The 24,448-nt window shown below is 41.3% G+C and carries 26 protein-coding genes; 9 read left to right on the forward strand and 17 right to left on the reverse strand.

Translation table 11 applies throughout. The annotated features are described in order from the left end of the window. Window positions 1-100: 100 nt before the first annotated feature. The 3 genes from ACXAF2_RS08275 to ACXAF2_RS08285 form a co-directional block, all read right to left on the reverse strand. Window positions 101-1,564, reverse strand: coding sequence for a potassium/proton antiporter (locus ACXAF2_RS08275; RefSeq protein WP_475138122.1), 1,464 nt, complete (start codon window positions 1,562-1,564; stop codon window positions 101-103). A gap of 156 nt (window positions 1,565-1,720) precedes the next feature. Further along, window positions 1,721-2,236, reverse strand: a complete 516-nt coding sequence (locus ACXAF2_RS08280) for an N-acetyltransferase family protein (protein ID WP_475138123.1) — start codon at window positions 2,234-2,236, stop codon at window positions 1,721-1,723. Between the two features lie 82 nt (window positions 2,237-2,318). After that, complete coding sequence (locus ACXAF2_RS08285; RefSeq protein ID WP_475138124.1) at window positions 2,319-3,236, reverse strand: proline dehydrogenase family protein; 918 nt, start codon at window positions 3,234-3,236, stop codon at window positions 2,319-2,321. Window positions 3,237-3,551: 315 nt separating this feature from the next. On the opposite strand from ACXAF2_RS08285, the gene ACXAF2_RS08290 reads away from it, so the two are divergent. Beyond that, on the forward strand, window positions 3,552-3,815 hold the full coding sequence (locus ACXAF2_RS08290; RefSeq protein ID WP_113969038.1) for a hypothetical protein: 264 nt from the start codon (window positions 3,552-3,554) through the stop codon (window positions 3,813-3,815). A 16-nt stretch (window positions 3,816-3,831) separates the two neighbouring features. Then, window positions 3,832-4,179 carry a spore coat protein gene (locus ACXAF2_RS08295; protein WP_148970081.1) on the forward strand — a complete coding sequence of 116 codons (348 nt, stop codon included), beginning with the start codon at window positions 3,832-3,834 and terminating at the stop codon, window positions 4,177-4,179. A gap of 272 nt (window positions 4,180-4,451) precedes the next feature. On the opposite strand, the gene ACXAF2_RS08300 is transcribed toward ACXAF2_RS08295, so the two are convergent. From ACXAF2_RS08300 to ACXAF2_RS08320, 5 genes are read right to left on the reverse strand one after another with little or no spacing between them, the layout of a single operon-like run. Further along, complete coding sequence (locus ACXAF2_RS08300) at window positions 4,452-4,718, reverse strand: DUF2573 family protein (protein ID WP_475139152.1); 267 nt, start codon at window positions 4,716-4,718, stop codon at window positions 4,452-4,454. A gap of 25 nt (window positions 4,719-4,743) precedes the next feature. Continuing rightward, window positions 4,744-5,505: a siderophore-iron reductase FhuF gene (gene fhuF / locus ACXAF2_RS08305; protein WP_475138125.1), complete on the reverse strand. Its 762-nt coding sequence runs from the start codon at window positions 5,503-5,505 to the stop codon at window positions 4,744-4,746. After that, complete coding sequence (locus ACXAF2_RS08310; RefSeq protein ID WP_475138126.1) at window positions 5,502-6,320, reverse strand: ABC transporter ATP-binding protein; 819 nt, start codon at window positions 6,318-6,320, stop codon at window positions 5,502-5,504. The genes fhuF and ACXAF2_RS08310 overlap by 4 nt, the downstream gene beginning before the upstream one ends. Before the next feature lie 15 nt (window positions 6,321-6,335). Continuing rightward, entirely contained in the window at window positions 6,336-7,391 is a 1,056-nt protein-coding gene (locus tag ACXAF2_RS08315) for a FecCD family ABC transporter permease (protein WP_475138127.1), read from the reverse strand. A gap of 3 nt (window positions 7,392-7,394) precedes the next feature. Beyond that, window positions 7,395-8,381 carry a FecCD family ABC transporter permease gene (locus ACXAF2_RS08320; RefSeq protein WP_475138128.1) on the reverse strand — a complete coding sequence of 329 codons (987 nt, stop codon included), beginning with the start codon at window positions 8,379-8,381 and terminating at the stop codon, window positions 7,395-7,397. Between the two features lie 228 nt (window positions 8,382-8,609). Here ACXAF2_RS08320 and ACXAF2_RS08325 point away from each other — a divergent pair, with 228 nt between their 5' ends. From ACXAF2_RS08325 to ACXAF2_RS08340, 4 genes are all read left to right on the forward strand, one after another. Further along, window positions 8,610-9,572, forward strand: a complete 963-nt coding sequence (locus tag ACXAF2_RS08325; protein WP_475138129.1) for an ABC transporter substrate-binding protein — start codon at window positions 8,610-8,612, stop codon at window positions 9,570-9,572. Window positions 9,573-9,773: 201 nt separating this feature from the next. Next, complete coding sequence (locus ACXAF2_RS08330; RefSeq protein WP_475138130.1) at window positions 9,774-11,279, forward strand: spore germination protein; 1,506 nt, start codon at window positions 9,774-9,776, stop codon at window positions 11,277-11,279. A gap of 17 nt (window positions 11,280-11,296) precedes the next feature. Continuing rightward, window positions 11,297-12,382 (forward strand): GerAB/ArcD/ProY family transporter, encoded by a 1,086-nt coding sequence (locus tag ACXAF2_RS08335; RefSeq protein ID WP_475138131.1) that lies wholly within the window; start codon window positions 11,297-11,299, stop codon window positions 12,380-12,382. A gap of 2 nt (window positions 12,383-12,384) precedes the next feature. Further along, a complete protein-coding gene (locus ACXAF2_RS08340; RefSeq protein ID WP_475138132.1) occupies window positions 12,385-13,485 on the forward strand; it encodes a Ger(x)C family spore germination protein in 1,101 nt (366 codons plus the stop codon). 43 nt (window positions 13,486-13,528) lie between these two features. Here ACXAF2_RS08340 and ACXAF2_RS08345 read toward each other — a convergent pair whose 3' ends face one another. Then, window positions 13,529-14,569 carry an oxidoreductase gene (locus ACXAF2_RS08345; protein WP_475139154.1) on the reverse strand — a complete coding sequence of 347 codons (1,041 nt, stop codon included), beginning with the start codon at window positions 14,567-14,569 and terminating at the stop codon, window positions 13,529-13,531. 123 nt (window positions 14,570-14,692) lie between these two features. Between ACXAF2_RS08345 and ACXAF2_RS08350 the strand changes: the two genes are divergently transcribed. Continuing rightward, the gene (locus ACXAF2_RS08350) at window positions 14,693-15,007 is read left to right on the forward strand and encodes a thioredoxin family protein (RefSeq protein WP_475138133.1); all 315 of its coding nucleotides are present in this window, start codon (window positions 14,693-14,695) and stop codon (window positions 15,005-15,007) included. 61 nt (window positions 15,008-15,068) lie between these two features. Here ACXAF2_RS08350 and ACXAF2_RS08355 read toward each other — a convergent pair whose 3' ends face one another. The 5 genes from ACXAF2_RS08355 to ACXAF2_RS08375 all read right to left on the reverse strand — a co-directional run bounded on the left by ACXAF2_RS08355 (window position 15,069) and on the right by ACXAF2_RS08375 (window position 21,084). Further along, a complete protein-coding gene (locus ACXAF2_RS08355; RefSeq protein ID WP_475138134.1) occupies window positions 15,069-16,493 on the reverse strand; it encodes an esterase/lipase family protein in 1,425 nt (474 codons plus the stop codon). 197 nt (window positions 16,494-16,690) lie between these two features. After that, window positions 16,691-17,872 (reverse strand): GTP-binding protein, encoded by a 1,182-nt coding sequence (locus ACXAF2_RS08360; protein ID WP_475139156.1) that lies wholly within the window; start codon window positions 17,870-17,872, stop codon window positions 16,691-16,693. A 42-nt stretch (window positions 17,873-17,914) separates the two neighbouring features. Next, entirely contained in the window at window positions 17,915-19,072 is a 1,158-nt protein-coding gene (locus ACXAF2_RS08365) for an FAD-dependent oxidoreductase (RefSeq protein WP_475138135.1), read from the reverse strand. A 96-nt stretch (window positions 19,073-19,168) separates the two neighbouring features. After that, on the reverse strand, window positions 19,169-20,071 hold the full coding sequence (locus ACXAF2_RS08370; protein WP_475138136.1) for a TIGR03943 family putative permease subunit: 903 nt from the start codon (window positions 20,069-20,071) through the stop codon (window positions 19,169-19,171). Between the two features lie 14 nt (window positions 20,072-20,085). Next, a complete protein-coding gene (locus tag ACXAF2_RS08375) occupies window positions 20,086-21,084 on the reverse strand; it encodes a permease (protein ID WP_475138137.1) in 999 nt (332 codons plus the stop codon). A gap of 188 nt (window positions 21,085-21,272) precedes the next feature. Here ACXAF2_RS08375 and ACXAF2_RS08380 point away from each other — a divergent pair, with 188 nt between their 5' ends. Continuing rightward, window positions 21,273-21,413 carry a hypothetical protein gene (locus ACXAF2_RS08380; protein ID WP_475138138.1) on the forward strand — a complete coding sequence of 47 codons (141 nt, stop codon included), beginning with the start codon at window positions 21,273-21,275 and terminating at the stop codon, window positions 21,411-21,413. 46 nt (window positions 21,414-21,459) lie between these two features. On the opposite strand, the gene ACXAF2_RS08385 is transcribed toward ACXAF2_RS08380, so the two are convergent. Then, entirely contained in the window at window positions 21,460-21,615 is a 156-nt protein-coding gene (locus ACXAF2_RS08385) for a hypothetical protein (RefSeq protein ID WP_475138139.1), read from the reverse strand. A 115-nt stretch (window positions 21,616-21,730) separates the two neighbouring features. On the opposite strand from ACXAF2_RS08385, the gene ACXAF2_RS08390 reads away from it, so the two are divergent. Next, complete coding sequence (locus ACXAF2_RS08390; protein WP_475138140.1) at window positions 21,731-21,910, forward strand: H-type small acid-soluble spore protein; 180 nt, start codon at window positions 21,731-21,733, stop codon at window positions 21,908-21,910. A 65-nt stretch (window positions 21,911-21,975) separates the two neighbouring features. Here the strand turns inward: ACXAF2_RS08390 and ACXAF2_RS08395 are convergent, their stop codons facing one another. Both ACXAF2_RS08395 and ACXAF2_RS08400 read right to left on the reverse strand, forming a co-directional pair. Next, a complete protein-coding gene (locus ACXAF2_RS08395; protein WP_475138141.1) occupies window positions 21,976-23,355 on the reverse strand; it encodes an alkaline phosphatase in 1,380 nt (459 codons plus the stop codon). Window positions 23,356-23,530: 175 nt separating this feature from the next. Beyond that, window positions 23,531-24,388, reverse strand: a complete 858-nt coding sequence (locus ACXAF2_RS08400; RefSeq protein WP_475138142.1) for a dimethylarginine dimethylaminohydrolase family protein — start codon at window positions 24,386-24,388, stop codon at window positions 23,531-23,533. Window positions 24,389-24,448 lie beyond the last annotated feature (60 nt).

The following is a 24,448-nucleotide window of genomic DNA, read 5'->3' on the forward strand; positions in this document are numbered from 1 at the left end:
ATCTTCCAAGTGGAAGATTGCTTTTTATTTTGTGACATATTGATAGATTTTGGCTCATCCTGAATGAGGGGTGGCACGTGCCCGGATTCAATTGATCTGTTTATGTGGACCTTAATCCCCCTTTAGAATTCAAGAGCTCATTGATACGCTTTCTCTGGCTCTTATTTGCAAGCACATAAAGTGTGTCATTTGCTTTGATGACGGTGTCTCCCATTGGAGTGATCAGTTCATTGTTTCGAATAACCGCTGAAATCAATGTTTTCTCAGGAAGATTGATGTCTCTAATCGCCTTGTTTGTAATATAGGCATCGTCGTTAATGAGAACTTCGAGCATTTCATTGTTTGTTTTACCAATTGAAACGAGTTCTATGCTATGAGCGACAGGAGGTCTTTCTTCTCCTGCAAGCTTAAGGTAGTTGGCTAAAGGTGAGATGGTCGTTCCTTGTATCAGAGCGGATAGAAGAACAACGAAAAACACGACGTTGAAGATGACTTCATTGTTTTCAATATTGGCAACCATTGGATACGTTGCCAATACGATTGGTACCGCGCCCTTCAAACCAGCCCAAGAGATGAAGAATTTTTCTTTTATCGAGAAGTTCTTTGCCAGGGCAAGGCTTAAATACACTCCCAGTGGTCTCGCTACTACAATCAATAGAATCGATAGGACGATTCCTTGCCACGCAATGCTTGGCAAATGCTGAGGAAAAACCAATAACCCCAGCAAGATAAACATGACGATTTGCATCATCCAGGCAAATCCTTCATTAAAGCGGACAATCGAATGTCGGTAGGTCAATTCCTGATTTCCGACTACGATTGCCATGATATAGACAGCTAACAGACCGCTCGCTTCAAGTATGCTCGTAAAAGCGTATGTGAAGATGGCCAGTGAAATGGACAGAACAGGATACAACCCGGATGAATCAAGGTTAATCCGATTGATGATCCATACTGATGCCCACCCCAGCGCCAGTCCAAGTACTAATCCCATACCCATTTGCCAAAAAAAGCTTAAAATCAAGGTAGCAGGATTTAATCCTGGAAATTGGATCAATTGCAAAAAAGCTACCGTCAAAAAGATGGCCATCGGGTCGTTACTGCCTGATTCTGCTTCCAGTGTAGATGAAATTTTAGGTTTGATATTTTTGTTCCCTAAAACGGAGAAAACCGCTGCAGCGTCCGTTGAACCAACGATTGCCCCAAATAACATCCCTTCCAGCCAGCTTACATCGAGGATGAATTTTGCTGCCACCCCAATTGAAAGGGTGGTTACAATGACTCCAATGGTTGCCAGTGATAATGATGGTTTATAGACACTTTTCACATTGCTCCATTTCGTCTGAAGTCCACCTTCAAACAGGATGATGATTAAAGCAAGTGTTCCGATAAATTGTGTCATTGGAGCATTATCGAAGAAGAAATATGTATTTAATACCATGCCTACGATGATAAATAATATTAGTGAGGGAACGCCTAACCGTGTGGAGAACTTGGCGGTTATGACACCGACTAAAAGCAAGAGGCCAAGCAGTAAAGTCAAGTTATCAATGGTAATTTCCATTTTATCGCCTCTTATTTCATGAAGAATATACTCCTTTATTATATAATATTGTGAATAACGTAACAATTAAAAAGCCTTGCCTGTGGCCATAAGAATCAAAACGTATGAGCGGGATGAACTCCATTTCCCTCATACTATTCAGAAGTTAAGCGCAAATCAACGCCTCCTGTCCTTTCTGCATAAATGTTTCCCCATGATGATATATTCATGTGGGATATTCGGAAAGAATCCATCACGAAGGGTTTTCCAGTCTTGAGAATGATAAAAGTCAATGGCTGATTGATTATCCTTGCGGGTCGTTAGAAGTGCTCTTTCCTCTCTTCTATTCTGCAATAATATTCCCATCAATCGTTTCGCAATACCTTTTCCTCTGTAATCGGGATGCACGCCAAGTTCTACCAGCTCCATGCAATTCTCCATCCATTCACGATTCCGGTGTAGATGCCGGGATAAAAGTTCGTGGTAATATTGTCCTTTTTCAGAGGAATATCCATATACGTACCCTGCGACTTCATCACCCACAATAGCGAGATACCCTTCAAATTGCGGGTACGTAGAATGACGTTTAAACTGTTGTTCCATGCCGGCAGGATCCACCTCAAAGAGCTGGCAATAAAGACTGATTATTTTCTTAAAATACTTTCCTTCTACTCGAAAAGGGACAATGATCATTGTTCCTTAACCTCCTTCCCATGAGAACGAATAGACAAAAAAGACTCCATGAACATCCATAGAGTCTTAATACTATCTACTATTATTTCTTTATGACCCCTTTTAGAACAAAGGCGACATTTGCCGGTCTTTCAGCCAGTCTTCTCATAAAGTATCCGTACCAATCCGTACCGTATGGAACGTATACGCGCATTTTATAGCCTTCTTTGACCAGTTCATGCTGGCGCTCTACACGAATGCCGAAAAGCATTTGAAACTCAAATTGATCACGAGGAATGTTGTACTCTTCCACGAGTCTCTTCGTATATTCGATCATCTCATCATCGTGAGTGGCAATAGCCGTATAATTGCCGTTCAACAGATGAGTTTTAATAATTTTTTTGAAATTATCGTCTACATCCTTCTTCTCGGGAAACGCAACTTCATGTGATTCTTTATAGGCCCCTTTTACTAGACGCAGGTTGGGGGAATACGCATTCAGATCATCCATATCCTTTTCTGTTCTATATAAATAGGCTTGTATTACCGTGCCGATATTATCATATTCTGACTTTAACCGCTTGAAGATATCAATGGTCTTTCCACAGCGGGAATAGTCTTCCATATCAATGGTCACAAATACATTTTGCTTGGTTGCTTCATCAAGAATCAACCTCATATTCTTCATGACAATCTCTTCGGAAATATCCAACCCCATTGATGTCATCTTCAGGGATAATTGAGATTTCAGGTTTTCTTTCCCGATTGCACGAATAGCCTCTACACATTCCAGGGCCATTTCGTTTGCTTCTTGTTCATTGTCCACAAACTCACCTAAATAGTCGATCGTTACAACAAGATTCTGACTATTCAGTTCACGGATAACCTCAACTGCCTGCAGAATGGAAGATCCTGCAACGAATCGGCCGGCTCCAAAACGCAGGCCATATTTCTTAGCCAGTTTCGTCATCGACTTATTTTTTGAAAGGAATAAAAAGAAATTACGCATTGCTTGCTCCATGTTGCTTACCCCCTGAAAAAACATATATATCATACTATGAAAACGTTTTCTTCATTGCTAAAAAAGAAAAAGTTCATACTATTATATACTTATGAATATTTTATCACCTTTTAAACGTTTTGAATATACTTTCAATACTTTCTTAGTAGAATATTATCGAAATTTGTAAACACGTGAATAATCATGCTGAGCATTAGGAAAAATAACCTTTGCCCTATGATTATAAAACTTTCTTAAGGGGTCGTATACAGGGTAATATTACCTATCGACCATACTAAGAAAGGGTAGTCAAAGATTGAAAAGGAGGAAAAGAAAATGCAACAACAACCTCAACAAGGAAGCCAGCCACAAGCCTATACTGAACCACCGCAAATGCTTACAACGAAGGATTCTTTATATTTAAATGACATGCTTGCATGGAATCTTAATGCCATGAAGAAGTGCCATTTTGCAGCTGCACACTGTCAGGATACTGAGATTAAAGCTGAGTTGGATAAATGCGGACAGATGCATCAACGTCACTACCAACAACTACTTGCACATTTGAATACGACCAATCAAAACCAAAACATGATGTAGAAAGGAGTACCCATAAATGAATCAACAGAATCAGCAAAAAATCCAAAACCCGCAAACACAAGTACCGGAAACGCCGCAGATGAATGATCGAGACTTTATAACGGATGTGCTATCCCACGAGAAATACATGACTGCTTCTTACTGTACGGCTTTGAACGAAGCAAGTCATCAAGCGTTATATCAAGATCTGCTCACGATTTTTAACGAAACCCAAAATGCTCAACGCGAGCTATACAATGAAATGTTCCGCAAAGGGTGGTACAAGCTCGAAGCTGCCGACAGTCAAAAGATTCAACAATCCTATCAGCAGCACCAGCAGTATTCTTCCCAATTCCCATATGGGTATGGTGGGCAGGTTCAATAATGTCAGAAGGCAGACGATGGTCTGCCTTTTTTATTGGGAACGTGCGGGGTGAGGCTGGTATGGCTGCGAGTTTGTGGCTTTCGGGATAAGATTGGTCATTTTTTCCGGATTGAAAATACAATTTTGAAAGTCGATAATGTACGAGGCAATATCGATAGTAAATCCCACAAACCCGTTAAAAATAATCTTCCTCTACCTCCCCACTCCAGACAAAATCCAATAAAAAAAGCACCCTCTTAAACAATAAAGGGCACCTTACATATAAAAACCTCTTACTCATCCTTCTTTTTCCCATTCATTTCAGAACGATGAGCTTCATTCATCTCTTTGATCTCGCCGACGATTCGTTTCATCTCACCTTTACCATCTGGATATAATGAATTCCAATGCTTCACGAGTGCGGGCATATTCTTCGCGATGAAGGAGTATAGAGCGTATTGGGTCACCATTTCTTTCTTGTCCGAATCGGTATCACCAACTAACAACTCTGTGTATTTTTCTACCAATGCATCAAATTGTTCCGGGAACTCTTTCATTATCATATACCTCCTTGTGAATATTGAGCTATGTCCTTTTCACTCGACAGGTTTGCGGACATGTTTTACAACGATATTGCTCCCTATTTTCCAATCTATAGGATAAGCAACAGGTTTTACGAACACGGACCTTTTCCGGCACAGCTTCTACATTTACTTTTTCACTATAGTAACGGGCCAATGGATTTTTATGATACCGCCCGAACCATCGGCTGTTTTCATCAGATAGCAGCTGGTGGAATTGTTGATCTCGCTGTGCTCTCATTCCTTCGTTTAAAAGAACATCATCACTCTCAAAAATCCAGAAAACATAAACCGCGATATTTTCCCAAAGAATAAGATTTGACTGCTTTGTCGTTTTCTTTAACGACTGTATCACTCCATTAAGATGCTCTCGAAAGATCGACTGAATATATTCCTCTTTCTCCCCGGTGGAAGTGAATTCAGTAACGGTTGCATCTTTCAAATAAAACTGAGGCATCCATAGTCCATTTCTGTCTCCGTCCACCAAGATCAGGTTTTCAGGGTTGAGGTTTAATTTCTTATTCCAATACGTCATTGCCATTAATCCCATTGCTGCTATGAAAGCATAGCGTTTCATGAATAAGGACGCTGCTACCTTAAGATCATCTGTCCCAATTGCCGAAAGCCTGCTGGTTAGATAGGCTTTCATAGCAATCTCCCTCAGGAATGAGCTTGCCTCTTCCCCTTTAAAAGCAGGATCCCACTCTCTATGAAAACGATATTTCTTAAGAGTCTCCCACTGTCCCTGGGTGAGGGCATTCATCATCCCGTCTCACCCACAGCATTCAGAATGCAGCGACCTTTACCAAATGGGATGCATAACGGCGTTCCAAACAAAGGATCACGTGATACCTGACAATCCATATCAAATACATTCTTCACAAGTTCACAGCTGATCACATCTTCTGGCTTCCCTTGGGCATAAATTTGCTTATCACGGATGGCGATAATATTATGGGCATAGCGACAGGCTAAATTAAGATCGTGCAGGACCATGACGATGGTTCGCTGTTCTTTCTCGTTGAGTTCAAATAATAAATCAAGAATTTCAATTTGATGGGTCATATCGAGATAAGTAGTAGGTTCATCCAACAGGATGATGTCTGTGTCTTGTGCCAATGTCAACGCAATCCAAGCACGCTGTCTCTGTCCTCCTGAAAGTTCATCCACTTTCCGGTGCTGCAGCTCTTCCATCTTCGTTGCCTTCAGTGCGTCCTGGACAATTTCTTCATCCTTATGGGACCACTGCTTGAGCCATGTCTGGTGAGGATACCGACCTTGCTTGACCAGCTGCAGGACGGTCAAGCCCTCGGGTGCCGTTGGCGATTGAGGGAGAATGGCCATTTTACGAGCGACTTCTTTCGTTGATAAACGAGAGATTGCTTCCCCATCCAACAGAACCGACCCTTGTTTCGGTTTAAGCAATCTGGCAATGGACCGAAGAAGAGTGGATTTCCCGCAGCCATTCCCTCCGATGAAGACAGAAATCTCCCCTTTTGGAATGTCAATATTCAGTTCATCAATGATCGTTCGGTCCCCGTAAGATAGAGTTAAATCCTTCGTTTGTAAAATGTCACTCATTAATGGCCAACTCCTTTAAGAATTTCTTGTTTTAAATAATAAATAGATAAAATAAGGTGCTCCAATTGCGGCTGTAAATACTCCGGCTGGAACTTCAAGCGGCAGGAATAATGTCCGGCCGATCAGATCTGCCACCATCACGAGAATACCACCTATAAAAGCGGCAGTCGGAAGTAACGCACCGAAAGATGATCCTACCATTCTTCTTGCCATATGAGGAGCCATCAGACCTACAAAGCCGATTCCCCCTGCAAAGGCAACCGCGCCACCCACTAGAGCCGTTGACATAAGGAGAAGTAAAAAGCGTTGTCTCTGAACGTTCCCTCCAACACTTGTAGCGATTTCTTCTCCAAGTTCCTGGATATTCAATTGACGGGTAATAAAAAAGCTCAACACAATAAAAATCAGGCTCCAAGGAAGAAGGATCCACACATCCTGCCAGTCGGATCCGTTAACGGTACCTGTAATCCATATATTTGCTTGACTGGCTCTATATATAGGGCCTAGGATCATAAGCAATGTAGTCAATGCTTGTGTCAAAGCTGATATCCCGATTCCGATCAATACGAGCCTGACAGGGGATACACCTTTTCTCCATGCCAAGAAATAGACTAAAAAGGCAATGATAGCTGCACCGATAAATGCTGCAACAGGCATCCACTTTATACTGACCATCAAGGTATTATCATCGTTACTGAAAAGTGTCAGGAAAGCGACGACCGCCGCACCCGCCCCTCCGGTGATCCCGATTATGTCCGGGGACGCCAAAGGGTTTCGGATCATTCCTTGCAAAATACCGCCTGCAACGGCCAATGCCATCCCGGCGAGCAGAGCAATGATTATCCGGGGAAGTCGAAATGATGTAACGACAAGCTGTTCTAAGCTTGTTCCTCCTCCAAAGAAGACGCTTACGACCTTCCAGGGGGCTATTTTCAAGTCACCAATACCTGTACTCATAATAAGGACGAGTAAAGTGATGACACCTAATATCATGATTTTCTTCATTGCTGATAGATCAACGAGCATAGAAACCCGGTCCTCGAGCCAGCGTTTCCCAATAAACTTATTCATCGGTTAAAACCCCTTCCTTGCAACGTACACGAAGAATGGTGCACCAATAATGGCTGTCATAACACCAACCGGCACCTCCTGGGGCATGATGATGTAACGGGCTCCGATGTCAGCGGCCAAAAGTAATATCGCTCCGAGCAACCCTGAGTAAGGAATCAACCAGCGATGATCTACCCCGATGATTTTTCTCGCAAGGTGGGGAATGACAATCCCGATAAACCCTATTGGTCCTGCAATGGCTACAGAACCTCCGGCCAGGAGCACGACCACAAGTAGTGCAATAAATTTAATCAAGGCTGTTTTAAGTCCCAACCCTTTGGCAACATCTTCTCCCATGGCAAGTATATTCATTTTACCTGCCAACATGAGAGCAAGGATCCATCCTGCCACGATATAAGGAAATACTCCGGATAAAATATCCAGGCTTCTCCCTTGAACAGATCCTGCAAGCCAGAACAAAACCTGTTCTAATGCTGCTTCATTCAGTACAAGCAAACCCTGTGTAAATGAAGAAAACATTGCCGTTATGGCAGCCCCTGCTAACGTCAGCTTCATGGGGGTCAAGCCGTTATTCCCGACGGAACTGATGACATACACTCCTACGGCAGCAAGTCCCGCTCCCAGAAACGCCAGCCACGTAAAGGATTGAAGATTGGTTACACCAAATAACGTAACCGCCACTACCACCATAAAGGCACCACCGGCATTGATTCCGAAAATACCGGGAGATGCTAACGGATTCTTGGTCAAAGTTTGCATCAGGACTCCTGAAATTGCGAGGGATGCCCCTACTGTCGCAGCAATAAGTGCACGCGGTAAACGAATCGTCTGGAGCACGATATGCTCCGTCGATCCATCCGGGTTGGTAAACGCTTCAAGAGCTATCCTCCACGACGTATCCGTATACCCGTAGACAATGCTGATTCCTATGCACGCTATGAGAATAAGAATGGTTGCTATAAACAGAAGAAATTGTTTTTGAGTTTTCATTATGTGTTAACCTTTCTATCCCTTATTGAAATCAATAAGAAAGGAAAATCTATTAATGTTCACGTTCTTTTCTTTCATTACTATTTTAAATAAGAATGAAACAACCGTCAATGATTTTGAAAATCATTATCATTTAAGTATTGACAATGAAAACCTTCTCATCTAATATAAAAAGTGTAATTGATAATCATTATCAACCATATATCATTTTCAGGAGGATTCATACATATGAAATTAAGAAGTTTATTATCTTTATTCCTTATCGCTTCACTTCTTTTTTTAGCAGCTTGCGGTAATAAAGAAGATAAAGAAGATTCTGCAGGGAACGATGATAAAAAAGAAGAAACCTACACAGTAGAACACGCAATGGGTACGACTGAAATCGAAGGAACTCCTAAAAAGGTTGTCATCCTTACAAATGAAGGAACAGAAGCCCTTCTTTCTATGGACGTGACACCTGTTGGTGCCGTACAATCCTGGACAGGTGATCCTTGGTACGATCATATTGCCGACGATATGAAAGACGTTGAAGTAGTCGGGACTGAAAGTGAATTAAACATGGAAGCTATCGCTAAACTTCAGCCGGATCTTATTATCGGAAACAAAATGCGTCAAGAGGAACAATACAATCAGTTGAAAGACATCGCTCCAACGGTGATGGCTGAAACATTACGCGGTAACTGGAAAGAGAACTTTGAATTATACGCTAAAGCACTGAACAAAGAAGAAAAAGGTCAAGAAGTTTTAGCCGAGTATGACCAGCGAATTGAAGATATTAAAGGTAAACTTGGTGACAAGCTGAATCAGAAAGTTTCTATGGTCCGCTTTTTAGCAGGTGACGTACGTATCTACCATAAAGATTCATTCTCTGGTGTAATTCTGGAGCAATTAGGATTTGCCCGTCCAGAAGGCCAGGATGTTGATGACTTTGCTGAAAAAGGTGTGACGAAAGAACGCATCCCGGCAATGGATGGAGATGTATTATTCTACTTCACATATGAAACGGGTGATGGAGAAGCAAACAAGCTTGCTGAAGAATGGCTGAACGATCCTCTATTCCAAAACCTTGAAGTAGCAAAACAAGACAAGGTATACGAGGTAAGTGACGCGATTTGGAACACTGCAGGTGGTGTCGTGGCAGCAAATGCGATGCTTGATGATATCGAAAAGTTTTTCCTGGAACAGGAATAACGACATGAGACTGGAAAAGGGAGTTCCCTTTTCCAGTCTTTTTTAATTCAGCCCCAACCTGGATTGACCCACCTCAAACGAATCCCTCCTTTTATAAAGCAGCCCTTAACGTTTTTTCCCACATCCCCCATCCTTTTTCATAATTCTCCTATTTTCGGAAACACTACAGGATAGACCATACATCGAACATGAGGGATTAGTATGTTTCCATTCTTTAAGAACAAGAAAAAAGACGATAAGACGAAGAAAAAACAAACCTATGAAAACTTTAAGCAAGAAGCTGAGAAATCGGCTGACTATAAACAAGCCTTCTACCAAAACCCTCATACAGGGGTTAAATTCAGTTTGCATTTCATTACTACACTTATTGATGGGAAGATTCTGCAGGAGGATGTTCTTCCCTCCCTGCTTTCCAAAGACTTCCACTCATTTGATGATCTAAAAACACTGGTACCCGTTTTGGATATTCAAATCTCGAAAGATGAGGCGGATATCGAACAAAAGCTTTTTAATGGGTATACCTTGTTAACGATGGATGCCACCAACCGTAAATTCGCTTTCATCGCTACAAAAAATGAAATGGGGAGAAAAGTTTCCCAACCTGAAGTGGAATTCAGTGTGGTCGGTCCAAAAGAGGCTTTTGTGGAATCACTCAGTGACAACTTGAATTTGCTTCGCAAGCGCCTTCCTATCAAAGAGCTAATAGTGGAGGAATTCAATGTAGGAAAATTGACTCACACGAGAATCGCCCTGGTTTATCTTGATGGATTAGTAGATGAAGCCAATGTGAATACGGTTCGTCAACGCTTACAAGGACTGGATTTCGATCAAATCATGGATAGTTCATTCATTGAACAGCTCATTTCCGATAATAGCTATTCCCCTTTCCCACAGCTATTGGATTCAGAACGACCCGATCGAGTCGCATCTGTACTGGTGGAGGGAAAAGTCTCTGTTATGGTAGACGGTTCTCCTCATGCCTTGATTGGACCGACAACTCTCGTCGAGTTCTTTAATGCATATGAGGATTATTTCTTAAATTTCTCAATTGCCTCATTCCTTCGTCTAGTACGTGTTTTCGCTGTGGCGTTTTCGATTTTGATTACACCGATTTACGTTGCTGCATTGACATATCATTATGAGCTCATTCCAAAGGATTTAATGGCGACTCTTATCACATCCAGGCAAGAAATCCCTTTGCCTCCTATTTTAGAGGCACTATTTCTTGAATTAACAATTGAACTGTTGCGTGAAGCAGGAGCCCGCCTGCCAACAAAGGTCGGTCAAACCATCGGTATCGTTGGAGGGATCGTAATCGGGACCGCATCGGTTGAAGCCGGAATTACGAGTAACGTCTTGCTCATTTTAGTTGCCCTTGCAGCTCTTGCTTCCTTTACAACACCCGTATACCGCATGGGTAATACGATCCGTTTGCTGCGATTTCCCTTCTTGTTGTTCGCGCAACTTTGGGGATTATTGGGTATCGTCTTCTGCTTCTGCCTGCTTATGGGACATCTCTTACAATTAACCTCCCTCGGCAGACCGTTCCTGGAGCCGCTCTATCCACCGAGAATGAAGGATTTTAAAGACGCTCTGATCCGGTTTCCATTTAACAAGCAAGCAGGTCGTCCGGAGTATTTAAGAACACAGAAACCATACCGGTTCCGCCCATCTGAAGGAAAGAAAAAGCTAGATATCGATGAATAAAGGTCGGAGGTGATCAGATGCAACCGATTCCAGATAGAAGAAAAATATCCCCTTTCCTTGTATTCTTTCTCATTCATTCCATTCAAGTGGGCGGAGGAGTCCTAGGGTTTCAAAGGGTCATCTCGAAAAATGCCGGATATGATGGATGGATATCCGTCATACTAGCCGGTCTCCTCACTCACATTTTAATGGTCATGATGTACCTTATTTTAGAAAAATCTGGTGGAGATCTTGTTTCTGCTCATACTCTTGCCTTTGGAAAATGGATCGGGAATCTATTTAATTTAATTTTCGTCTTTTATTTCAGCCTGCTTGTGATCACCATATTGCGAACATATATCGAGGTACTCCAAGTATGGTTGTATCCGAGATTAAGTACCTTCATCTTTTCACTGATCTTCCTTATGCTCGTTTACTATATCGTAAAAGGCGGCGTAAGGACGATTACCGGGACGGCCTTTTTTGGAACGATCCTACCTAGTTATTTGCTCTTGACTTTCGGGTTTACGTTCCAATTCGCAGATTTTCGTAATGTTTTGCCCGTTTTCGATCATACAGTCAAAGATTTGCTCATATCCACTAAGAATATGTCTCTTACCTACTTAGGTTATGAATCCATCTTGATGCTCTATCCATTCGTGAAAAACGCAAAACAATCTCAGAAATATGCTCATTGGGGATTATTTGTCACGACAACTGTCTATACGTTTATCGCAGTCATTACATTCGCATTTTTCAGTCAGAAACAATTGGAGAAGACCGTATGGGCCACCCTCTCCATGTGGAAAATCGTTGAAATGCCATTTGTTGAACGATTTGAATATATCGGGATAGCCAACTGGTGCCTCGTCATTCTCCCTAACGTATGTATCTCGATCTGGTGTGCAAGCAGAATATTAAAACGAATGACTCCAATAAAGCACAAGCATACATTGCTCATCATCTGTCTTATCTGCTTATCAACACTGTCCTTTTTTACAGATCGAAAAGAAGTGAATGTATTAAATGATATGACAAACAAGATTGGTTTTTATATTAACTATTTATATGTACCCGCACTCTTAATACTGGTCATCATCATGAAGAAAGTGAGGCATAAATAGCAGTGAAACCCCTAAAACTAATTGGCTATGTTCTCTTTTGCCTTGTGCTCCTGACAGGTTGCGTTGAGAGGGAAATTCTGGATGATTTATATATCGAAACGGGAAAGGCTTACGACTACGCGGGGGAAAATAAAATAAGGGGAACAGCCCTCTTCCCCATCTATGTAGCGGATAAATCCATTCAAAATGGAACCCTCTCTGCTGAGGCTACTTCCACCAGAGAGGTTTTAGAAAAATTAGAGAGAAGATCTCAACAACCCCTTGTAAGGGGAAGTTTGGATGTAGTGCTGATCGGAGAAGAACTTGCACGAAAAGGAATCATAGATATTGGTGATTCCCTGCAAAGAGATGCCAGTGTGGGAGCAAGAGTATATATTACGATTACCGAAGGAAATGCAGGTGAACTGATCAAAGGAAATTACGGATTAAGAGGAAATGGAACCTACATATCCAACCTTATTCACCACAATATCACCCGCAGGGAATTACCGGAGACCAACCTCCATTTATTTCTGTTCGACTATTTTCAAGAGGGACAAACACCGTATCTGCCCATATTAAAGCAACTGTCAAATGAAAGTGTAGCGATTACAGGTATAGCCCTCTTTGATAAAGACAAAATGGTCAAAAAAATTCCTGCTGCCGATATGTTTTTCTTTAAATTACTAGTGGATAAACTCGCAGAAGGAAGCCATGTGATAAAAATGGGGAAAAAGCCCGGACATGCAGAGAAAGTCGTTGAGGCTTCTGTTACGAGCCTGATTTCAAAGCACAAGATAATCGTAAAGCATAAAGCAGATCCAGTGGAAGTCACAATGAAGATCAAAATCAGAGGAATCGTCAGGGAATACACAGGAAAAAAATTGACTCCTGATAAAGTAGTGGAAGTTGAGAAAAAAATGAAAAAAGATATTGAAGGAAAATGCTTAGCCATGCTGAAGGAATTTCAGGAATTAGGCATCGACCCTGTCGGCATCGGTCAAAACCAGAAACATGGTGTACGTGGATTTGATATTAAAGAGTGGAAAGAAAGCATTTATCCCCGTGTAAAATTCAATGTGGACGCAAAGGTTCAAATCTTGGAAGCTGGTACGGTAGAATAGCATCAATAAAGAAAGGCTCCCTATTGTGGGGAGCCTTTCTACTCTATTTCAGTTGAATAACACGTTTGCTCTCTGCACTCTCTTTACATGCTTCAATGATTTTGATCACGAGTAAAGCATCCTCTGGTTTCACTGGAAGAGGGTTGTTTCCCCTTAAGGTTCTATATATCCCCAGGTAGAACTGAGTATAATCCCCCTTTTCAGAAGGAATGACTTCTGAGGTCACTTCTTCACCAGATAGGGTTGTCAGAGTACCCCAGTTTTCTTCGTCTTCCATTCCCCACTCTTCATCAAGAGGGTTTCTGCCAGCTTTCAAATCTTCTTCCTGACGATCCATTCCGTGCTTCACATAGCTACCCTGTAATCCATGAACCTGATAGCGTGGTCCGGGATCAAGGACTATAGAACGTGAGAATAATTGTACTCTCAATACGTCATACCCGAGTGTAATGTGGAAATAGTCTTCCGCTTTCTCCGGATTTCTCTGTGGGAACACATCTGCCTGCACCCAATTTGGTGTACCAAACAGGGTGAGTGCTTGATCAAGGAGGTGAGAACCTAAATCGTATAATACACCTGCTCCCTCGATTTTATTTTCTTTCCAACGATCTTTAATATTCGGACGGAAACGGTCGAAGTGGGCTTCATATGAATAGACTTTTCCTAAAGCATTTTCCTCAAGTAATTTTTCGATGGTTAAAAAGTCGGCATCCCAACGGCGGTTATGGAATACGGAAAGATGCAAACCTCTCTCTTTCGCTAAAGCTAACAGCTCTTCCCCTTCCACACTATTTGTCACAAATGGCTTCTCTACCACTACATGTTTATCAGCAAGCAATGACTGCTTAATCATCCTGTAGTGAAGATGGTTTGGAGTTGTGATCACAACTAATTCAATGTCTTGTTGAAGTAAATCATCAAGGGATGAAACCACAGTCGCCCCCTCAATGTCTTTCAGCACTTTCCCTTCATCAGAAGAAAGTACCGCTTCGATATGAAATTCCTCCAAGTGTGAGAGCAACGGGCGATGAAAGCTTTGTCCTGAAAAACCGTATCCTACTAATCCAACGTTAATCGGTTGCATAATGTCACCTTTTTCTTTCAAAATGTATTCCCATATTATCATGTACAAGTCTAGACGAAAAATGATTCGTTTTACAATTGATCGATGTATTGTATAAAATAATACCAAAGGGAGGTTAGCAGCATGCAATCAATCAAAAACAAAGAAACCTTTGAAGATTTAATCAGCTCAGCAGAGCCGGTGATCGTGAAATTCCACGCCGACTGGTGTCCTGACTGCCGTCGTATGGATATGTTCATTGATGAGATCATGGAAAAGTTCGGTCAATATAAATGGTACGACATCAATAAAGACGAATTTCCTGAAATCGCCGAAAAATATGACGTCATGGGCATCCCAAGCCTGCTTGTCTACAAAAACGGCGAAAAAATCGCTCACCTGCACAGTGCCAACGCCAAAACACCAGAACAAGTAACAGAATTCCTAAGCGCACTATAATCCATAGGTCCGTCCCCGTTTATGCAGAGGGACGGACCTTGCATTTAATGACCTCAAACCATTAATAAATATTCCCCTTCCCATCTACATAAACGGTTTGAATAATCGTTCTCTGAAATTTGTTTCCCTCCTGGGTTTCCCCTTCTATATCGATGGTGATGTTATGGACTCCTTCTTCAAATTCTGCGAGTGGCAGAGAAGATAGATCTTCAGTTGTAATGAGGGTGGTTTGGTTTTTCTTTCCACTCTTCGTTGGAATATGGTGAATGGTATATGTTTTCTTTACAGGTTTGTCGTATAAATTCCACGAAACCATTATAGGTTCTCCATCCCCCTCCAGTTGTTTCTCCCCTTTACTAACCCCTTTCTGAAACAGAATGGTCAGCATATATTTTTCACTATGACTATTAGTTGCCCTCATTTCCCACTCCCCTAAAAGTGGCTTTGAAATGATAATGGAATGATGATAAGCTCCAGGGAAATAGCCTGTCGCATCTTCCGTAATCATGAATTGTTTATACACTTGTCCGTTCGGGCTAATGAGCTCATAGACCGTAACCTGTTGATCACTGATCCAGTCCACCGAAATTCTTTCTACCTCTTCCTCCACTGAAAACTTCTCCACTCCAACGCCTACAAATTCCCCGCCCCTATGGAGGACCGATGTTTCTCCCTCATTTGCAAGCCAGTTCATGGTAGCATAGGATACCTCTTGTACCTGTTCCGTTAAGAGGTCCTTCATATAAGGAAAAATCTCTCCGCCTTCTTTTATCGTCGTATGAGACCAGTCTTGGATACTCACCTCATCCCCATAAGGAAGGCGTGAACTTGTTACTAATACCGCTCCATCGCTTTGTCCAAATCGGCTTAAGTATAACCCGCCCCAATACAATGCAGAATTCATCCCTCCCCATCCTGTACCACCGAATGTATAGAATGGGGTGGCTTTTGCACGTTCAAGTTCATCCGTCTGGGAACGGAAAGATTTCATATATCCCGTTTGCAAGGAGAACACGGCATTATCTTTGCTTTTTAAAGCATCGGTTAACCAGCCGGCCCATTTACTATAGGTAAGGTCTGCAAGCTCTGATCCATGATGAGGAGACGAAAGAGTGATGACCCTCTCTACATATGGTCCGGCACCATAATGAACCAACGCGGCTTGAACATCGATCCCTCCTTTACTATGGCCCACAACCACTACCTTCCTCTTAAAATGGTCATAAATCTCACGAAGCTTTTCCTCTAAAAGCTGCCCATTTTTCCACATATCTTCGTCTGGATGCAAATCAATAAAAACGGCTTGGTGTCCATATTTCCGCGAAAATTCCTGTAGATCATTTTCTCTTATCCACGTGTCCGAAGAGGCATGAATCCCATGAATAAATAAAATCGGATAGCCCTCCGATCCTTCTGCCACTTCATCCACAAACCACCTGCCCGGTATTCCTGACGTATTCTGAATCCCATCCATTTTCTCATGCAATTTCTTTACCTCCCTTTTGATATCCTATCTTCATTATCGTTTAGAAGAATAAAAATATCAGTAGGAATGTTAAATATAGGAATAAAGATATAACTTTCATGTCCTATCATAGGTTTCAATATCCTTCATTAATACGAAGTCAAAAAGAAGACGAATGAAAAAGCCAGACACGTTCATGCGCCTGACTTTTTTGTCTATCAGTCTTCCACCGTAAAAGCAGGGATCGGGTCTTTGAATTTCGTCCAATCCCCTTTCATTTCTTTATCCGTCAACAAACAACGATCTAACGACTTCTCTATTTCTTCCCTGTTCATCTCAAGGCCGATAAATACGATTTCGTTCATTCGGTCCCCATAAACAGGATCCCATTTCTCAGCTAATTCCACTTCTTCAGCAAGGATTTCCTTTTTCTCATTTTCAGGATAAGCAGCTACCCATTCCCCTGCCCCCTGAATGATGATCGATGGACCTGCCTGAGATATTAAGCCCGTCATGTCGTTTCGGGTCGGCAGCCAAAAGAAGCCCTTTGCACGCACGATGTCTACCGGCCACTCCTCCATCCATGACATAAAACGTTCAGGATGAAATGGCTTGTTACGGCGATAGACGAAAGAAGAGATTCCATATTCTTCAGTCTCGGGTGTGTGTTCTTCTTGTAACTCTTTTATCCACCCGGCTGCCTCGCTGGATTTCTCAAAATCGAATAATCGGGTATTCAGTACTTGATCTAGTGAAATGTTGGAATGTGAAGCTTCAATGATTCTCGCTTCCGTGTTCAACTTATGAAGAACAGCTTTTAATTCTATAACATCCACTTCTTCCACTAAATCTATTTTATTTAACACAATCACATTCGCAAACTCGATTTGATCAATCAGTAAATCTACTACTTCCCTTGTATCCCCTTCGTCTGTTGCTTGCTTGCGGTCCAGCAGAGTTTCACCACTTGCAAAATCATGCCAGAATCGGTTGGCATCCACAACCGTCACCATCGTATCCAGTCTTGTATTTCTCGTTAAATCAATATCCATCTCCTCATCCATATATGTGAATGTTTGAGCTACGGGAATAGGTTCCGAGATTCCGGTAGACTCAATCACAATATAATCAATATTCCCCTGATCGACCAATCGCTGTACTTCTTTCATTAAATCTTCCCTCAAGGTGCAGCAAATACAACCATTTTGAAGCTCGACTAATTTTTCTTCTGTTCTGGTAAATCCACCACTTTTCACGAGTGACGCGTCGATATTCACTTCACTCATATCATTCACAATGACCGCTATTCGCTTTTCTTCACGGTTATGTAAAATATGATTTAACAATGTCGTCTTTCCTGATCCTAAATAACCGCTTAATACTGTTACTGGTACTTTCATCATAACCATTCATCTCCCTTTAAATATCGTAATCATTACGATTTAAATCGTGTGATTTACTATTCTTTCTGCTGCTTTCCTTGCACCGGAAATATTACGTGAGACCGGTCCGATTTCCAACTCAGCCAGTGGTCCTGTCACAAATAAATGATTACACCATGACAAGTCTTCTTTCACTACCGGAAAACCACATTTCGCACATGTTAACTTTTCCTCTTTGATAAGTTTTTGGAGCCAGTCCACCTGCATGACCTCTTTAGAAAATCCAGTGGCAAATAGGATGGTCTTCGCTTTTAGTTTCGACTTTTCTTCCGTTAAATGGAGTGTTATTTCATCACCTGATACATTCCATGATTGAATTTCATCTTGGATAAAGGTGAACGTATTGTCTCGCTTCAATTTTCTCAACTTATTGGCTAATTCACTTGGCATAGACCCTTTATGCCTCGCCTGATCGATGACATCTCTTCTTTCTTCATACCTGGTAAGCTTTTCAAAGCCGCTCAGATACTTAGGTCCAAGCCAGCCGGGATCACTGTCAAAATCGTGAACTTTATAAGGCTGCCTGGCAATTTGATAAACCTGTCCAGGGTATTGTTTGCATAGCTTAATCACAAGGTGAGCAGCGGAGATACCCCCTCCAATCACGACGATTGGTGGCTCTATGATCGGAAGAGACTCAGCAAATAAATGGCCAACTTGTTCTGGACGAGCCGCAACAAGATCACTTCCCCAACTTGGATATGCTAATTGATTATTCATTCCCGTTGCAATCACAATGTTTTTTCCAAGAAAATGGTCCAAACCACTGGTTCTCACTATCCACTCATTTCGCCCTTTCTCAACGTGTTTCACCTTTCCCTGAAACCACGCTTTAGAGAGTTCAATTTCATCTAATACTGTAGAACTGTGTTGATTGAATAGAGAAAGAGCCGGCCGCTTATACGGCCCGTAAAAATATTCTCCTTCATCCTTCTTAAAGGATTGCAGACTAAAGGGATGTGTATCCAAATGGTGGACAAAAGGTGAGCGTAAATATGGCATATCAATTAATCCTGTCAGCCTTTTCCACTTAAATAAAGGCTCTGGGTAAGGATCGATTACACATATTTTATGAATTGGCACCTTTTTTTTCTTCACAAGATACGTAGCCACTGTACATCCATGGATCCCTCCACCGATTATGATCCAATCAAACATATGATCACCACCTGATTACGATTATTAAAACGTAATAATTACGATTTATACATTATAAGAGAATCCTTACCTACTTACAAGTAAGGATTCTCTTATTTATTCAATTTTTATATAGAACTCCTCTACATAAGGATTAGCAGGCGGCTCTATGACTTCAAATACGGGATTCTTTAAAACCGGCATTGCCTGACCATTGAAATCCACCTTATCGATCACGCCACTCACGTTAATCCACGTATCCGGTTCAAGTTTACTCAGTCCTGAATCCCGGGCCAACAATCCATAAACAGAGGCATCTGCTACGCAACACGTCACAGTAAAGCGGGAAATCACCAGTTCATCTTCTGCAAATCCTTCATCTTTATAAACAAAGCCCGTAAGCTGAATTTCTTTTCCAACGAAATTGTCCAACTCTTCGTCCACAATACTTAATGTTTGAATATATTGTTCATCTCTTACAATTATTTTTTCATTGTTATGAACGATTTCTTTCAGCTTGTCGAAATCCTTTTCAACTGGAAACTCATCATAAGGACTGAGGGTGGGCTCAGTTTCAAACGAACTTTTTTCAGCACCCTCATCTTGATTTATCCCTTTTTGTTCACTGGATGGAGGTGTTGAAAATAAACTATTCCCTACTTTCACCCCTCTCTTAGCCGCAACGGAACTATCTAATAAGTTATCCGGCAGCAGGAACCCGACCACTATGGGAAAAATAAACAGGGCATATACCATGCTGGACCTGATGAATCCTTTCGGCAGTTCATGACCTTCACAATCACAATGATGTTCTTTTGCAGAAGCTGAAGATGTACCCCGGATGATTTGGATCGCCCCGAGGAGAATGAAAACCCCCAGAGCAAAATACATGTATCCGTGCATTTTGGGTGCAACAAAGTTTTGCAGATTAAACGTTAAGAATAGTTTCAATACCAACAGGGCATATCCGATTAAGATGATTCCCCGGATGAATGTATGAAATTGTATCGATGGTTTCATACCTCTCGCCTCCTTTATACAAATAATTGGAATACCAATGTGCATGTATACACAACAATCGTCACGACCCCAATAAAGATCAGTACAAATTTTTTATTAAAGTATGCAAGCATCAATAAAGTATTCTTGAAATCAATCATAGGACCATATACTAGAAATGCCAATATGGACGATGCGGAAAATATACTTCCGAACGACGATGCCACGAATGCATCAGCCTCCGAACATAAAGAAATAATATAGGCAAACCCCATCATGACTGCCGGAGCCAGTACCTCGTTCGTCCCTATCCCCACAAGCAGCTCCCTATCCAGATATGTCTGAAATCCAGCTGCAACGAATGCTCCGATAATTAGGTATTTACCCATGTCAAAAAATTCATCACTGGCATGTACAATCGTCTGCATTAGTTTATTGGAAGAGTGATCATGATGATGCTCGTGTTGATGCTCTTTCTGTATAAGCGGGTTTCTTTTTCCATAAAACCTGTACAAAAGTGCCCCAATGATTAAGGCTGCTATTAAAGCAATTCCCATTCTTCCAAAGACAACCGTCATATTATTTTGGAACGCATAATAAGTAGACGCGAAGACAATCGGATTTAAAATAGGCGCCGTGACCATGACGACAATCGCAAGATGAGCAGGCATTCCTTTCTTTATCAGCCTTCTTGCCACCGGTACAATGGCACATTCACAAACTGGAAGCAATGCTCCCACCACAGCTGCAGGAAACAGAGCCAGGTAAGGAAACCTCTTCGGGATGATTCTTTGTAATAGACTCTCAGAAACAAAGACTTGAATAAGTGCGGATGCGAAGACACCAATTAAGATAAATGGGATCGCTTCTAACAAGATGCTCAGGAATATCGTAATGACATTCACCATCGAAGAAGTAAGAAGCTCGTCCGGTAAATAATCTTTCACCCAATCTCCAGCTAAAAAAAGAACAATAAATAACATGAATAATAGTATCCCTGTCATTTCTTGACTAAAACTCCTCAAAGAATTCATTCATTTACGTTTCCTTTCTTAAGTTAAAAATTTAATCGTAATCATTTCGGTTTATATTATAACTTATTCTTGTCCCAAAAAACTATGCTAAATTATTTTTTAATCTTTCTTTAACATTTCAATTTTGTATAACCTGTTGTTTTTCTTCAAAAACTATTGATGAATTGAATAGATTGGAGGGGATTCATATGACGAAAAAGTTCAACAAAGGCAGCGAAAACCAAAATTCACCTAAGCGTGGAACGACGGAGTTTGCTAAAGAAATTACGAGTGGAGACAATAGTAAGGGGAATAAGCATAATAAAGATCAGCGTAATAAGACGAAGTAAGGAAAACCTGCCTGATGAATCATCAGGCAGGTTTTGGTTTATTGTCTTATTCTTCGTTCCCAGTAATCCTCACCGCGGCTGTGTTATTCTGAATATATGTGGGCGGTGCTGGATCGACCTCTTTTTCATTTCGTCCATAAAATCTTTCATTTAATTCCATGTTCGTTTCTGTAGTGGATGTTCTTTCATCCTTCCTCTTCATGACCATCATCCTTTCCCTACTAGCGTTTCAGTATCCAAAAGAAATATACGCTCATTTTTCTCTTGAAAAAGGACAAACTAACCTATGGAAATAAAATCTAAGGAGGAAATGAAAAATGGATTCTAACCGTGTAAAACAAATTTTATCTTCTTCAGCTGACATTGAAGTAAAATATAAGGATGCTTCTGTATGGATTGACTCTATAAATGAAGACGGAAAAACAGCCGTTGTTCATCTCCGGGGACCATTAGAAGAGCGTTCTGAAGTAAGTGTCTCGGATTTAGAAGAAGTATAATCAAAAAAAAGACCATGCAGTCCACCCCCTAAGGAGGGAGATGCATGGTCTAATCTCAATTAAGCTTATTTCTTATCTTTGATTTTTCCTTTATTCTTCAATAATTCAAAGATCATTTTCGCTTGATCTGTGTTATCGATCATGCCGGAGAATTTCTCTTTTTGTGGACCAAATGCATAGACAGGAACGTCATCTCCTGTATGACCATCCGTTGTCCAGCCAGTACCTGAACGTTTGTCAAAGATTTTCTCGATGGCATTATCGATTTCGGTTTGATCACCTTTTTCTGCTGCTTCTTTCACAGAAGCGATTTCCTCTTCCGTCAACTCAAGATCGATATTTTCGGCTAATGTTTCTTCGACTGATGCACCATTTACGATTTGTTCTGCCATATAGTCAGGAGTGCGTTTTGCGGCTTGAATAGCAGAAGGATCCCAATTGTACTCACCATCTGATCCAATGGAAAAGCCGCCGGTTGAGTGGTCAGCTGTAACAATAACAAGTGTTTCACCATTTTTTTTCGCGAAGTCCCTTACTTCTTCAAATGCCTTTTCAAAATCTCTCATTTCACTCATAGCCCCGACCACATCATTATCGTGACCAGCCCAGTCGATTTGACTGCCTTCCACCATCAGGAAAAACCCGTCCTTGTCACCTTTTAAACGGTCAAGTGCAGATGTCGTCATATCCGCTAAGCTAGGCTGTTCTTCATCACGGTCGATCATCTTGTCCATTCCCACTTCAGAGAAAAGACCAAGAACTTGTTTGTTGTCATCATTTTTAAGTTCTTCAGCGGATTTCACATAGCTGTACCCATCCTCTTGGAACTGCTTGGCAAGATTTCGGTCATCACGTTCGAAGAAGTCCGTCCCTCCGCCCAGCATGACGTCAATCTTATGTTCACCGTTAATCATTTCATCATAGTAGTCATCCGCAATCGCATTTTCGCTTTTTCGCTGCTCTTCATGGGCTCCATAAGAGGCTGGAGTCGCATGGGTGATTTCTGAAGTAGCCACGATTCCTGTAGACATACCGTTTTCTTTCGCCTGTTCTAATACGGTTTTAACATCGGTTTTATCATTATCGACTGCTATTGCATTATTATATGTTTTGACTCCACCGCTCATCGCCGTTGCAGCAGCTGCTGAGTCTGTTACGTTTTCTTTCTCATCCTCTGGATAAGTGGATTGTAATCCGACAAGGTAAGGATCAAATGCCGTTTTTTCCATTTCAACTGTTTCTGGATTATCGCTCATATAGCGAAGAGCCGTTGTGTAAGGAACGCCCATTCCATCACCGATCATAAAGATGACGTTTTTAGCTTTACCTTTCTTGGAATCCTTCGCTTGTGCTTCTGAATTGTCTTGGTTCATCCCTATTACAGTTCCTAGAGCCAACGTTGACACAACAGCTAACGGAATAATTTTCTTCATAGATTTTTTCATTTGTTCCCTACCTCCTGTAAATTCGACTACATTTGCAGGATAAAGGGGAAATGTGAAGAGTCATTTGCAAAAGGAATACAGGAGTGTAAAGCTTCTGTAAAATGAAGAAAAACAGGTATAAAGCACCTGTTTTCCATTAATAAATCTATTTCGTTCATAGTCAATAATACCTCATCTACTCTCTAATCAGAGGGAGCGTACAACATCGGAATGATCCACCTGACTTGATAATTTCGGATAAATCCAGTTCAATTACGTCAAAACCCTTCGATCTGATTCGTTCATTCAAGTCTTGGTTTTGAGTAAGGCTGATGATTTTTTCATTACCGATTGCTAATACATTGGGTCCCATTTGAAATTGTTCGTCTTCCGACACGGTGATGATATGATAATGTTTCTTGATTGTTTCAAGATCCTCTTTCGTAAAGGCCGGTGGATATACAAGGGCCCAATCCTTTGAAATGATCGTAAATACACAATCTAAATGGAGGATACCTTCTTTTAAAGGTAATTCATGAACGGTAAATTGGGGGAGCTGGTTTCGTAAGGATTGGATGGCCAATTGGTTCGTCCGTCCACTCACCCCGATCCAAATATTCTGCTCATCAACGAGCACATCCCCTCCTTCAATGGAATGGAGAAGTTCATTATAAGGCACTTCATTGGTTTCCAGCCATTTCTTCAGCGTTTTCACTTCGCCCCGCCTGACATCGGTATTCATCGATGCAACGAAGAACTGATCATGAATCGTGAAACCGACGTCCCTTGTGAAGACTTGTTCATTAAACTCTGGTGATGGTTGCAGGTGAATGACCTCCGAACCATTTTTCTCTAATGTATCAACAAAGTTTTTATGCTGCAGAACCGCTTTATCTATATTGATATTTTCCTTCAGGAAATGCTTTTGAGTCTCATTTATGATTTCATTTATTTGCATATTTTCAGGTGAAACAACGACCACTTTCTTTAACTTTCCATACTCATTGGCACAATGTGTTTTTTGATTTGGAACCAACGGGGAATTTAAACTCATCTTTACGCCCTCCATTTGTCTACTCTTAAAAACTGCTTTTCCCTGTTATTATGCTGATAA

The organism is Rossellomorea sp. ABR4_004, assembly GCF_056159585.1.